General features: G+C 56.8%; 11 protein-coding genes. 4 read left to right on the top strand and 7 right to left on the bottom strand.

Going from position 1 to position 12,993, the window contains the following annotated elements; translation table 11 throughout:
* Nucleotides 1-129: 129 nt before the first annotated feature.
* The 5 genes from M4951_RS06345 to M4951_RS06325 form a co-directional block, all read right to left on the bottom strand.
* On the bottom strand, nucleotides 130-1,680 hold the full coding sequence (locus M4951_RS06345; protein WP_262025642.1) for a sodium:solute symporter family protein: 1,551 nt from the start codon (nucleotides 1,678-1,680) through the stop codon (nucleotides 130-132).
* 2 nt (nucleotides 1,681-1,682) lie between these two features.
* The gene (locus M4951_RS06340) at nucleotides 1,683-1,913 is read right to left on the bottom strand and encodes a hypothetical protein (RefSeq protein WP_262025641.1); all 231 of its coding nucleotides are present in this window, start codon (nucleotides 1,911-1,913) and stop codon (nucleotides 1,683-1,685) included.
* Nucleotides 1,914-2,076: 163 nt separating this feature from the next.
* Entirely contained in the window at nucleotides 2,077-2,625 is a 549-nt protein-coding gene (locus M4951_RS06335; protein WP_262025640.1) for a hypothetical protein, read from the bottom strand.
* A 38-nt stretch (nucleotides 2,626-2,663) separates the two neighbouring features.
* Nucleotides 2,664-4,514, bottom strand: coding sequence for a polyprenyl synthetase family protein (locus tag M4951_RS06330; RefSeq protein WP_262025639.1), 1,851 nt, complete (start codon nucleotides 4,512-4,514; stop codon nucleotides 2,664-2,666).
* Nucleotides 4,515-4,527: 13 nt separating this feature from the next.
* On the bottom strand, nucleotides 4,528-6,360 hold the full coding sequence (locus M4951_RS06325) for a prenyltransferase/squalene oxidase repeat-containing protein (RefSeq protein ID WP_262026900.1): 1,833 nt from the start codon (nucleotides 6,358-6,360) through the stop codon (nucleotides 4,528-4,530).
* Between the two features lie 182 nt (nucleotides 6,361-6,542).
* Here M4951_RS06325 and M4951_RS06320 point away from each other — a divergent pair, with 182 nt between their 5' ends.
* The 4 genes from M4951_RS06320 (at nucleotide 6,543) to M4951_RS06305 (ending at nucleotide 10,936) form a co-directional block, all read left to right on the top strand.
* On the top strand, nucleotides 6,543-7,856 hold the full coding sequence (locus M4951_RS06320) for a radical SAM protein (protein WP_262025638.1): 1,314 nt from the start codon (nucleotides 6,543-6,545) through the stop codon (nucleotides 7,854-7,856).
* Between the two features lie 212 nt (nucleotides 7,857-8,068).
* A complete protein-coding gene (locus tag M4951_RS06315) occupies nucleotides 8,069-8,956 on the top strand; it encodes a hypothetical protein (RefSeq protein ID WP_262025637.1) in 888 nt (295 codons plus the stop codon).
* A 512-nt stretch (nucleotides 8,957-9,468) separates the two neighbouring features.
* On the top strand, nucleotides 9,469-10,398 hold the full coding sequence (locus M4951_RS06310) for a DUF1559 domain-containing protein (RefSeq protein ID WP_262025636.1): 930 nt from the start codon (nucleotides 9,469-9,471) through the stop codon (nucleotides 10,396-10,398).
* Nucleotides 10,399-10,528: 130 nt separating this feature from the next.
* A complete protein-coding gene (locus M4951_RS06305) occupies nucleotides 10,529-10,936 on the top strand; it encodes a carboxypeptidase-like regulatory domain-containing protein (protein ID WP_262025635.1) in 408 nt (135 codons plus the stop codon).
* 143 nt (nucleotides 10,937-11,079) lie between these two features.
* Here the strand turns inward: M4951_RS06305 and M4951_RS06300 are convergent, their stop codons facing one another.
* Together M4951_RS06300 and M4951_RS06295 are read right to left on the bottom strand one after the other, a co-directional pair.
* Entirely contained in the window at nucleotides 11,080-12,156 is a 1,077-nt protein-coding gene (locus tag M4951_RS06300) for an MlaD family protein (protein WP_262025634.1), read from the bottom strand.
* A gap of 6 nt (nucleotides 12,157-12,162) precedes the next feature.
* Complete coding sequence (locus M4951_RS06295) at nucleotides 12,163-12,990, bottom strand: ABC transporter ATP-binding protein (protein WP_262025633.1); 828 nt, start codon at nucleotides 12,988-12,990, stop codon at nucleotides 12,163-12,165.
* Between the last annotated feature and the right edge of the window lie 3 nt (nucleotides 12,991-12,993).

The raw sequence follows: 12,993 nt of genomic DNA, 5'->3' as shown, positions 1-12,993 counted from the left end.
AAGCTACTATCGATTGTTTTGTATCGAGTCGAAACCTCAGATTTTAACGGAATCGCGGCCGACAGCAAGGGCCGAACTGCAGGTTGCCAGAACCCGCACGATTGTCGCAAATCAAAGGGTAACAGTCACTTACGAGTCTTTCGCCGGGAAAAACTTTTGCAAGGTTTCTTCGCTAGGCCGGGGAGTTACCAGCGAAACGAGGATTAAAGCGAGCGTCGAACCGGCCAACATCGGCGCCACCGGCATCATATCCAGCACCGAATAATGGGGATTTCCAGCAAAGTCAGACTGGTAGAAAAAGTAGCACCACAAGCTAATCGCCGTAATCACCGACGCGTACGCACCCGCTTTGGTGAGACCTTTCCAGTACAACGCCGCGAGAATCAGCGGGAACAGCGCCGAGAACCCGCTGAAACACCAGACGCCCAGCGTAAAGACGCGGCGGTAGTCAAGCAAGCTGAGCCCGTAGGTGATCGCGACGATCAAGATGATGAACGTCCGCGCGATCATGACGATTTGCTTGTCGGTAAAGCGATTCTTGCCGCCGTAGTGGACGACGATGTCGTTGGTGAAGATCGTGCCGACGCAGAGGAACTGGCTATCGAGCGACGACATGATCGCCGCCAAAACGCCGGCAGTCAAAAAGCCCCCCAGCACGTCGCCAGAAAAACGCTTCACCAAAAATGGCAAAATCGCGTTGGCGTTGGCGTCCACCGCCGGCGGAATCGGCACTAAGTTGCCAGCCGCCCAAGCTCCAATCAACACGCACGGCGCCCAAACGATCATGATGAACAGCGGATGAGCGACGACCGCCAGCTTAAAGTTGCTCGCCTTCCGAGCGGTCAACCAATGCTGAAACAAGTGCGGGAACATGCCGACCGATAACGGCACAAACATATAGGTTGCAAATCTCAGGTACGACATGCTGGGATTCCCGGCCCGAACCAACTTGTCACGGGGGATCGATTCGGAGGCGGCGACCAGGTTCGCCCAAAGGCCTTCTTTTCCGCCGATCTGCGAAGCAATGACAAAAAAGGCGACCAACCCGAGCACCATAAAGACAATCGTCTGAAAGGTATTGGCCCAAGCGGTGCCGCGCATCCCGCCAAAAAAGACGTAAGTCAACACGACTCCGCAAATCACCAAGCTTCCTAGCCAACCGGGCACGCCTCCTTGCGTCGATTCAAACCAAACCGGAAACGCGCCGCGCGTCACCGCAGTAACCACCGTGCCGGAAGCCATCACGCCGATCAACAAATAAGGAATCACCAGTCCCACCAAGACTGGGAAGAGCAAAATCCCGAGCTTGTCACTTTCGAGCCGATCACGGAAAAATTCGATCTGCGTCGTATATCCATATTTTCGACCAAACGACCATAGCTTGACGCCGAGCACAAAAAAGCAAAGCGAGTGAATGATCCCGCTAGAAGAGGCCAACAATCCGTAGACGCCGACACCCTCTTTGTAGGACTCACCGGTCGAACCAACGAGCGCGAACGCCGTCATCGTGGTGCCGAAGATCGACATCAACAGCAAGAACGGGCCGATCGAATGGCTCGCCAGCATGTAGTCTTTGCTGGAACCGCTAAAGAGGCGATTCGAAAACAAACCGAGCGCCAGCAGCAGCGCCAGGTAAAAACAAATAATGACTAGCTGAGTTACGCCTGGTTCAAACACCATGATTACTCTTCTCCCTTCTTTTCTTCCATCTGCTGTTCGATGTATTCCAGTTCTTGCGGCCAGGCGAACTGAACCGCCAGGAACCAGGTCAGCCCGGCCCCCAACGAAATACAAACCTGATACAGCAGTGTCACTGGGATAAAGCCAAATACGAGATTGGCGTTATCCCAATTCCAGAAGTCCTGATGCAAAAGGATCAGGGCCACGACGAGAGACCAAACGAGGTATTTCATGATGTAGACATGCGCGGGGAAGGCGTGTCGTCGCTTGCTAGGAGGTGCAAACAACAGTTGTTTCAACGCCTATCTTAGAAGAAGCAGGCGATGGGCGAAAGACAAATTCAAAGAAAAAGATCGCAGAGGAAGGAATGAGGGCCAGGCGCCGGGCCCGGCGCAATTAGGGCGTCACGATCTCTAGCAACTCCACCGCCGGTTCGCCGTCGCAAAAGATCAGTGCGGTGCGACCGTAGATGACCACACCGGGGGCCAATGCCAACAGATCCCTCAATTCTTCGCCCGGCGCGATGCGCCATAGACTGGTCAGTTGCACCTGACGCAGGACGTTGTGATTGATCAAAACGCGCCCGACCGGAATCTTTTCGCTTTTGATCTCGCGTTCGACAATCTCGCTGAGAAAGTCGCAGTGCAAACGAACGACGCCAAACTGCACCACTTTGCCGTCGCTTTGTTTCGACAACAGGATCTTGCGTGAATAGGCCGATCCAATCGTCAGCGTATCGAGCACTTGCACGTCGACCGGCGAATCATGAAAGCGTTCGACCGTCACTGTCATGTGATGATCGTGGGCCAACAATTGGGCGAACGGTTCCGGCGTCTCGGCGGCGGAAATCTCAGTGAAGTCCCCCAATTCGCTCGGATTGCGATAAAACAGCCGCACCAACTCATCCAAGTCAGGCGTCGTGCGTTGACGGTCGTTCAACTTCACTCCTCTCGCAATCCAGAAGTCAGTCGGTGGGCAGGGTCTCAGGCGGGCGTGACGGCCAAATCAGCCGTCAACGTGTGCATGACGATCGGCGGCTGCGATGCGGCGGGGTCATCCAGGATCGTGTCGATCAAGTAGTACATCAAACGGCGCAGCTCTTCCGGCTCTAACTGATCGGCAATTTCTTCGGCGCGAGTTCGGTATTTCTCGACCAAACGTTCGGCGGCGTCAAACACGCCGGCCGTCGAGTACAACTGGCGAACTCGAGCGACGCGTGACGCCGGACTTTGCGAATCATCGCTGATTCGTTGGATCAGTTCTGTACGATTCGCCTCATTCAGGTTTTCTAACGCCAGCGCCCACAAAACGGTCGGTCGGCCTCCCAAGACGTCGCCGCCAGCGGAGAGTTTGTTATCGCTATCGCCGCGCCAATCTTTTAGATCGTTCAAAATCTGGAAAGCGACGCCCACGTGTCTGGCGAACAACCGCATCGAATCGGAATAATCGTCCTCCACTCCACTGAGCAGCACGCCGCATTGCAGGGCCGCCTCAAACGCGGGGGAAGTTTTTAGCGCGTAGATCTTCAACGCGTCGACCGGCTTCAGCGACTTGTCCGCAGCGTCGCGCCAGAGCAGCTCGGCGCCCTGCCCTTCTGACAATCGCATATGGGCGTCGGCCAGACAGTCAATGATGCGGCCCGCCGTTTCGCCCCCTAACTGCGCCATGTCGCGGCTGACCAGGCGATATCCCAGACCAATCATGTAGTCGCCCAGGTTGATCGCCGTCGGCACGCCGTACTTGCGGTGAATCGTGACGTCGCCGTAACGATAGGCGTCGTCATCTTCGATATCGTCATGAACCAGCGACGCTTTGTGGAAGGTCTCAATCGCGAGTGCGGTTCGTTTGACCGAGTCCGAATATTCGCTAACTCGCGCCGCGCCGCCGGCCGCGGTTCCTTCGCCGCCAGTCAATGCGTCATAGACTGCCAGCGTGGTGAATGGTCGCGAATACTTGCCGCCGCGGGCCAGAAAATCGAGCGCCAGTTTTTCGGTCGCTGCGATCGGATCAAGCGCCGCTGCGCCGCGACCGTTCACTTCGGCCAGGGTCGGACCTTTGCGCTGCGGCTGCACCAGACGCGTCAGTTCTTCCGGCTCGAACATCGCCGAAGCGGCGCGCATCAAGTGAACGTAGCTGCGGGTCGTTTGCTGCGGTTGTTGATGCGGGACTTGGATCATGTCATGAACCCAGTCCTCGTCGACCGACGTATTGCGACAATCGCTCGAGAGCAGCGGCACCGCCATGCAGGGGATGCCGGCGAGCAAAATTTTATCAATCGCTTTTTCGAGTACGTTCAAACAAGCGACGCCGACGATCGCGTCGACATGCCCGCTGACGATGATCTTCAGCACGATCGGCGAACCTTCGGCGACCAGCACTTTGTAGCCCATCTCTTCGGCGATGGTGCGATAGTCGGCGATGCTGCAAGCTCCGCACGTTTTGCAGTCGAGGCCAAACTGGTCATAGTCGGCCGGGCAACCTTCGGCATGTTTCAGGCAATGCGGCAACAGAAACAACCGGCGATCATGCGGCACGGCGGCGACCTGATCGCGCCAAAACTCAGAAGCGAACATCACCATGGTCCAACCGACATAACTGTCAGGCTGGTTTAAACCGCTCAAGAGATCGCGGACGACTTTCTCCATCTCGTCCTTCGGCAAGGGACGCGACTTGTCGAGACCCGCCGCTACCTGCACGCACGCGGCGCGGATCGTCTCGCGCAACTGCTTCGACGAAGGGACCTGCTTCAAGTGCGCCGTCTGACGACGACGCGACTTGCGCTTGCGGCCCGGCTCGGAGTCTGCGCTATTGGAGTCGATCGGTGCAATTGCCAAGGGAGAACATTCCTTAATGATCGGAAGATGTGGTTACTGTCTCGGGCGCAGGCGGGACGCTGGCGTTGGCTTGCAGCGCGGCGCCGAGTGACGCAACCGTCATGACTCTCGGGTAGAGCTTTTCATAATACCACAGCTTCGAGAAGTAAAAACCGATTGGCGAACCGTTGACGTAGCTTCCTTCTTCAACACGCTGACAGAGCCAACCGACCGCTTGAGGGATAATTTCTGGCGAAATAGCGGGGTTTTCCGCCGCGAACAAGGCTTCGATCGCCAGCGCGGTCTCTTCAACGCTGCTCTCACCGCCCCCCCCGCAAAGAGTAGGAACACTCGGTCCGCCTCCAAAACCGCCATCTTCATTTTGACGCGCAGCCAACCACGCCCCCCCTCTTTGGGCGGCTCTGGTCGACATTTTTCCGAGGTCGCGATACGCCAGCAAAACCTTCACCGTCCCATAAATCGGGTTCTCGTCGTCAGGCAGGTCCTGGTTTCCAAACCAGAGCGGCAACCAAGATCCGTCGTCACGCTGCTGCTTCTGGAGGTAACGAAATCCGCGTTCGATCCCCCGCTCAACCGGCAAATCGCCTAGTTCACTTCGCCAGGCATGCAGTGCTCGAATCGCATGCGCCGTCAAATCACTCCCGCTGCGATCAAACGGCTGAGTCCCCCAACCTGCGCAAAAGGTGGGCCAGCCGCCGTCGCTATTCTGTAAGTCGAGCAGCCAACGTGCGCCTTTCTTTGCTGCCGTCGCAATCTGGCGACGCGTTTCATTGTCGGCGCTAGGGGAATGAAAAAAATGTGCGATCGCTAACATAGCCCCTGGAGTATCGTCGGCGTCAGGGACCGAACCGCTGAGATCGGTCCATCCCCAACCTCCAGGATCGGCACCGGTAAAGGGATGCGTCTCTTGGTATTGGTTCGCGAGTACCCACGGCAAACAATCGAGTTGGTGGACATCTTCGCCGCTATCCGCCAGCGCATTGATCGAAAGGGTCGTCACCCAATTGGCGAGATTCGAGTCAATCGGCCAACTGCCATCTTCGCGAGCCGAGTCGACCAAAAACTGCACGCCGCTTTGCGCCACCGGATGGGTCGCCTGACCGATGCTCGCCAGACTCATGACGACAAAACTGGTCAGCGGGGCCGCTTCCAGATAACCGCCGCTCGCCGGCTGCATCCGCTGCAGCACCGCAAGACTTTTCTTCACCGCCGCCGCACGCAGACCCCGCATCAGCGGATTCCAGGGAGGCCGATGGAAGTAGCGCGCTTGCCCAATCGCGACCAGTGCCGGGATCGCGTAGCTGACAACCGGCAGCTTCACCAACTTGTAAAACTTCTGCGGCAGGCACGCGAGTTCAAACGGCAGCGGCGAAACCTCGCGCCATTCGACCAGCCCCGCCAACGCATAATTGGTCAAGATCGGCACGGCGAACGTTTTGTCTTTGCCGTAGCGTCGCCGCAAGCCGGCGATGCCTCCTTGGGCTTCGATATAGTTCTCGGCGAAGGCGAGCGGCTCCACCAACTGTTCGCGCCTTCCGGCGATCGTCAGCGCGGCGACCGCCAACATGGTGGTCGCGATGTTCGAATAACTGCGATCGGTGTCGCCCCAGCCGCCGTCGGGGTTTTGATGTTCGGTAAGATATCGCACTCCCCCCTCAATCAGCGGCAGCAAACGCTCGCTTTGAGCCGGATCGTGCCGCACCACCAATTGCAGAGCGCTGACCGCCGTCGCGGTCGACAACGCCGAAGTCGACAACTCACCGGTCCAATGCCCCTGCGCATTGCGCTGCGTCAGCAGATCATCGCGGGCAATCGCATAGCAGCGCTGAAGTCGATCTAGGTCCATCAACAAGGCGGTATCCAAGCGGCGGAAGGTGGGAATAGACGGGGTTATTCAGTTTACGTGCCAGCGGCGCGACTGTCGACGGAGCCGCGTTCCTGTCTTCCCACGGCTCTTGGTGGTAGAATGAACGACAGATCGCTTGCCCGCAATTTCCCCTCGCCGTAACCCTCGACCGTGCCGAGCTTATGTATCTGCGACTCGCCAAACGAGCTCTCCTGGAAACCGACAAACGCCTGGTCGCCAAATTCGCTTGGCTGATGGGCTACAAGGGTCTGCGGAGCGTCGTCAAGCACAAATCGCGACTCAAGCGGGGCGAGTTCTTCCCCCCGTTCCTCTATATCTCGGTCATCAACAGCTGCAATCTCCGCTGTCAGGGGTGCTGGGTCGATGTCGCGGCGAAGCAAGAGAAAATCGACATCGACGCGATGGACAGTTTGCTAAACCAGGCGAAAGCGATGGGCAACTCGTTTTTCGGCATCTTGGGGGGCGAACCCTTCATGCATGCCGATCTGCTCGAAATCTTCGCACGCCATCCCGACGCCTACTTCCAAGTTTTCACCAACGGGCACTTCATCACCGATGAAGTCGCCAAAGAACTGCGCCGGCTCGGCAACGTCACGCCGCTGATCAGCATTGAAGGATCCGAGATCATCAGCGACGAGCGCCGCGGCCGCGGCGGCGTCTATAGCAAATCGATCGAAGGGATCGAAAACTGCACCCGCAACAAACTGCTAACCGGCGTCTGCACCAGCTTGTGCCAAACCAACTACGACGACCTGCTGCAAGAGAAGTGGATTGACCGCCTGATCGAGATGGGGGTTTTCTACACGTGGTACCACATCTACCGCATCGTCGGGCCAGAACCGAATCCGCAATTGGCGCTGACGCCGGAGCAACAATACCAGGCCCGCAAGTTTGTCGTCGAGATGCGTTGCAAGAAGCCGATTGCGATCATCGACGCCTACTACGACGCTGATGGCAACGCGCTGTGTCCCGCCGCGACCGGGTTCACGCATCATATCTCTCCTTACGGCGATATCGAACCTTGCCCGGTGATTCAGTTCGCCAAAGAGTCGATCCATGACGAGCGTCCGTTGAAAGAGGTTTTCAACGAGTCTGAATTCTTGCAAGGCTTTCGCGAGTTGGCCGCCAGCAGCACGCGCGGCTGCATCATCTTGGAGCGTCCCGATCTGCTGAACGAATATGCGCGGAAAAACGAAGCGAAAGATACGACGGTTCGCGGCGCCGCTTATCAAGAACTCGACGAGTTGCAGACCAACCCTTCGCAGTACAACCCAGGCCGCGAAGTGCCGGAGAAAAGTTGGGCCTATTGGCTGCTGAAAAAGTTCGCCTTCCATGACTATGGCGCGTATGGCCGCCACTTCGAGTTGAAAAACTGGCGCCCGACCATCAAAGACGGCGAAGCGGTCAACCAATCGCAGTCGCATCCGCCGCTAGTGCAGCTCGAAACGACGCTTCCCACTTCCGCCGAAAAGTAGACGCGTGAAAGAAAAAAGCCCGTCAGAAAAAGGGGGGCAGACCCCAATTTTGCAGCAAAATTGGGGTCTGCCCCCCTTTTTCTGACCGACTCCTCTTTTTCTGCCCCTCTTTTTTCTAAATCCTTTTTCAACTTTCCGCTTCTGTGGCGTCACCACCCAACCACAACTAGAATGTCCGCACGCTTATCCATTTGCTTGCGGAGAATCTCGCCATGCAACTTGCCCCGATGTTGCTGCTGCCGATCTTATTGGCCGCTGATCCGGCGCCGCCGGAAGGGCCCGCCGCCAAGCAAGTTGATCCGCCCGGCGTGCATCATCTATTTCAAGTCACGCCGCGCGTCTGGAGCGGGAGTCAGCCGCATGGCGCCGAAGGTTTTGAGTCCCTCGCCAAGCTCGGCGTCCAAGTGATCGTCTCGGTCGACGGCGCCAAACCCGAGATCGCCGCCGCAAAAAAGCAGGGGCTGAAATACGTCCATATTCCCTTCGGCTACAACGGCGTACCCGGCGCCGCCCAAGCTCAACTGGCCGAAGTAATGAAGCAGTATCCGGGCCAGATTTACTTCCATTGCCATCACGGCAAACATCGTGGACCGGCCGGCGTCGCGATCGCCTGTCTGGCCGAAGGCTCGCTCAATACCGCCCAAGCCGAAGCGTTCATGCATCAGGCCGGGACCAGCGGCGACTATGCCGGCCTGTGGAAAAACGTGCACGAGTTCACGCCTCTTCCCGCTGACGCTCCGCGACCGATGTTGGTCGAAGTCGCCCAGGTCGAGTCGCTCGCCGCGGCGATGGCCGACATCGATCGGATCTATGACAACCTGGTGCTGATCGAAAAAGCCCAATGGAAAACGCCGGCCGATCACCCCGATCTGACGCCGGTCGGCGAAGCGTTGATCTTGCGCGAAGGATTGCACGAAGCAGGACGGTTACTGGCAGAGAACGCGTATGACGCGAAGTTCCGCGAGCTGCTGCAATCGTCAGAAGCGATCGCCCAGACGATCGAGACGAAATTAAAGCACGGCGAAAAGTCAGGCCTAAGCGACGATCTGGCGAAGCTCAAAAAGTCATGCAACGCTTGTCATGCCGACTATCGGAACTAGCTGGTCCGTCACAACGGCTCTGCATGTAGGTTGGGTGCAGCCGGAGCGAAACCCAACGATGCGATCACAAGTTGAAGGAGGGTTGCGCAAGCGTGTGACGTTGAACGCGCGAAGTCGAGTTCTCCGCGATTGCTCCATCCACCCTACCTGACTTGGGGAAAGGAAGAGCCTAACGGAGTGCCCCTATTTTCTGGTGATCGCACGTTCTTTATTCTTATCGCCCCTTTGCAGAAGCCAAATGCTTGGCGGCGGGATCTGCGAAAAAATCAGGGGTCCAATTGAGCGACACCGACAGTTCTGGGCTCATTTCGCGCTGTACGCAGTAAAAAGCTCACCCATTTTAGGTGAATTGCGAAGTTCAATCTTCCGGAATGATTTCTAATAGAACGCAGGTTACTTGCTTTGATTAGCAGGGATCGCGATACGCCAGAGCTTCTTTGCTGTTATTCGTCGCTTCGTGATTTCGCTTTTCTTACGAATTCGCCCCATCCCTCGAACGATTGAGGAGCCCCATGCAACGCCGCTTACTACGAAGCCGCTTGGCTTTCACCCTCGTTGAACTATTGGTCGTTATCGCCATCATCGGAGTCTTGATTGCGCTCTTGTTGCCGGCAGTCCAGCAGGCCCGTGAAGCTGCTCGCCGGATGCAATGCAGCAACAATTTGAAACAGCTCGGACTGGCGGTTCACAATTTTCACGACACCTACGGCACTTTGCCTCCGGCGGTGATCGGAAATGAGTTCGGCACCTTTTTTCCGCTGCTGTTTCCGCAAATGGAATTGCAGAACGTTCAAGATCAACTTGATATGACCGCAAAATTCACGAGCGGCGACAACAACACGTTCATCAAGAGTCCCGCGGCGTCGATACCGGCGCTGCTCTGCCCTAGTCGCCGCTCAGGAGTACAACAGACTCCGCAGGGCGCCGCGGCCGACTATGCGACCACGGGCAACCGAGAATCGTCGGACGACTGCGATCGCTTTGAACAGGGAGGGGCCAGTCCGAATGTTCATTACGGAGCATTGATTCACTCCACCGGAGGAACCGTCAGCGGAAACCAGATCACCGGCTGGCGGTCGCAAACCAAGTTCGCCAGCATTACTGACGGTCTCTCAAACACCTCGTTGCTCGGCGAAAAACATGTCGCCCAAGACAACCTCAATAAAGAGGCGAGCGACGGCGACGGGACGTTCTACTTTTGGTACACCAGCAACTGGAGGACGTGGACGATCGTGCGAAACTCGAAGTGGACGATCATTCGCGAACCCAATTATCACCGCGAAAACAGCGGTTTCCAAAAGAGATTCGGCAGCTACCATCCCGGCATCGCCCAATTCTTGTTTTGCGATGGAAGCGTCCACAACGTGGCGACCATCGTGGATCCGGTCAATTTGTACCTGATGGCGGATCGCCGCGACGGCAGGACTTACCGACTGGATTAAGTCCTCTCTAGCGGTGGTTTACTGGCTAGTGCGAACCGCGACGACGAGCGTTTCGCACTTGTTTTTTTTCAGATTACCGGGCAGGCAAACAGACGTGCTGTTGTTTGCTACGAATAGCAAAGGTTGACTCGTGAAGAAAACAAGAGGATATGCTTCCAGCGCTTTGTTGGCGGCGATTTTAATGCTCCATTTGACCGGTTGCAGTCCCGGCGGAATCGCGACCTATCCAACCTCGGGCAAAGTGACCTATACCGATGGTTCGCCTGTCACCGGCGGACTTATCATCTTTGCGGACTCAGCGCAAAACATCAGTTCCGAAGGGGTCATCGAGTCGGATGGGTCCTATTACATGGGAACCTATTCCGGAGATGACGGAGTTCCCCAGGGAAACTACCAAGTCACCATCCAGGGATTCAGCGAATATGGCAAGCAATCCCAGATAGCCGGGAAGTTCGCCAACCGAGAAAGAACTCCGCTCGAAGCGAAAGTAGAAGGAGCGAACAGCTCACTCGACTTCCAAGTCGAGCGGGCTCGCTAGTTTTTGTTCGCGCCAAAAAATTCCGTCATGTAGTCATGTAGGTTGGGCGCAGCGGAGCGAAAACCAACAAGGCGCTCGCAAGTCGAAGGTGGGTTGCGCAAGCGAGGGAAGTTGAGTTCTCCGCGATTGTTCCATCCACCTGACTACTTGATCCCCGACTGTCCTCGCTTCAGCGCTCCGCGGACACCAATGATCCCCGGGTCGCGGGCAATCTTGTCGGTGAAGACGCGAACGTCGTTGACGATCGGCTTCAGCTTGGTCGAAATCTGTTGGATGTTTTCGGCCGCGTCGTTCAGATTTTGATAGAGCTCTGGATTGTTCATCAGCTGCCCCAACGAACCATCCGGATTGTTGGCGGCCCGGGCCAGGCGAGCGAGTTGCTCGATCATCTCGCTCAGATTCTCGGTGCTGGTTTCCAGATTGGCGATCAACTGTTCTCCCTTTTCGCCCAGCGGCTCGGTAAAGCCTTCCAGGTTCTCGAGGTTGCGGTCCGCTTTGTCGACTACGCCTTGCATGCGTTCGATCAACGCGCGCGATTCGTTTAACGTTTCGGGCAAGCCTTGCAACGCCTCGTGCAAGCGTTCGTTCAGCTCTTCGTCAGCGACCAGATTGTTGATCGCTAACATCGCGTTATCAAATCGATCGAGGGCCAGCTCTGACTTTTGCAGGATGCGTTGGAATTGATTTTCGTTCCCCACCAACATCTCGTTCGCGTTGTGCGCGAACGTGCCGACTTCGCGTCCTGCTTGATCGATCGTAGAGAGCGCGTTGGCCATCTGCCCTTCGAGATTCCGCAGCGTGTCCAACGGATTGTTCGCAACTAACCCTTCGATCATCGCCTTGTCCTGCAAGACGGTCACCTGCTGCGTGGGACGTTCGCCAGGCACGAATTCAAGCAGCGCATCCCCTAGGATAGAGCCGGAAGTAATGCGACAAACATCATTCGAGCGCGGCATATACTTGCGATCGATTTTCAACGTCACCAGTACGTCCCGGTCTTCTTGCAGCGCGACGTCGCTGACGCGGCCGATCAAAATGCCGGAGGTGCGCACCGGCGTATCGACGGTCACTCCCGGCGCTTGATCAAAGACGACGTAGAGCGTACTACGATCGGTGACGAGCGTCGGAAATTCGCCCAACAAAAAGAAGAGGATGCCGGCGATCATCAGCGCCGCCAGCATGACGACTCCCACGCGAAATTGTAAGATGCGATCGTCCATGTCGCGTTATACTCCCGCCGCTTCGCGCATTTCCATGATCCGCTCCCCCGCTTCGCCATGCACAAATTGCGTGACGCGACGATCGGTACACTCGTCGAGTCCCTCCGGCGGTCCATCGTACAAAATCTGCGGTTCGTCCCCCTTCAAGCGGCTTGCGGGATAAAGCATCAATACGCGATCGGCCACTTTACGGGCTGTGCGCATGTCATGCGTCACCACGATGCTGGTAACCGGGTAGCGCGATCGGGTTCGCAGGATCAGCTCGTTGATGACGTCGCTCATGATCGGATCGAGCCCGGTCGTCGGTTCGTCGTACAACATCACTTCCGGCTTGAGGGCCAACGAACGCGCCAATCCGACGCGCTTTTGCATGCCGCCGGAGAGCTCGGCCGGTTTCTTCCAGACGATCGAATCGGGAAGACCGACATCGGCCAACAACCCAAACACGATCTGGCGGATCTCTTCAATCGGCTTGTGCGTATGCTGTTTCAACGGAAAAGCGACGTTCTGCCCAATCGTCATACTGTCGAACAGCGCGGCGCCTTGAAAGACGAATCCATAGCGAATCCGTTCTTTGGTCAATTCTCGTTCCGAAATCTTATGCAGGTTCTGGCCGTCAAACGTCACTTGCCCTTGCGTTGGACGAATCAGTGCGATCAATGTCTTCAACAGCACCGTCTTGCCGCAACCGCTTTCGCCGATGATCGCCAACGTTTGCCCACGGGGAATCTTGATCGAGATATCGCGCAGCACGATCTGACTGCCGAACTGCACATGCAGCGAATCGACATCCAGAATCGGCTCGGAACGATCTTCTTCTAACCGCGCGTGCAACGT

This window comes from Blastopirellula sp. J2-11, assembly GCF_024584705.1.
In the GTDB taxonomy this organism is placed as follows: Bacteria; Planctomycetota; Planctomycetia; order Pirellulales; family Pirellulaceae; genus Blastopirellula.
Note: the sequence above shows the minus strand (reverse complement) of the source record. Positions and strands in the feature narration are given on the sequence as shown.

Coding starts and splice junctions, on each gene's coding strand:
- M4951_RS06345 (WP_262025642.1), bottom strand. CDS start 1,680: ATGGTGTTTGAACCAGGCGTAACTCAGCTAGTCATTATTTGTTTTTAC.
- M4951_RS06340 (WP_262025641.1), bottom strand. CDS start 1,913: ATGAAATACCTCGTTTGGTCTCTCGTCGTGGCCCTGATCCTTTTGCAT.
- M4951_RS06325 (WP_262026900.1), bottom strand. CDS start 6,360: ATGGACCTAGATCGACTTCAGCGCTGCTATGCGATTGCCCGCGATGAT.
- M4951_RS06320 (WP_262025638.1), top strand. CDS start 6,543: ATGTATCTGCGACTCGCCAAACGAGCTCTCCTGGAAACCGACAAACGC.
- M4951_RS06315 (WP_262025637.1), top strand. CDS start 8,069: ATGCAACTTGCCCCGATGTTGCTGCTGCCGATCTTATTGGCCGCTGAT.
- M4951_RS06310 (WP_262025636.1), top strand. CDS start 9,469: ATGCAACGCCGCTTACTACGAAGCCGCTTGGCTTTCACCCTCGTTGAA.
- M4951_RS06300 (WP_262025634.1), bottom strand. CDS start 12,156: ATGGACGATCGCATCTTACAATTTCGCGTGGGAGTCGTCATGCTGGCG.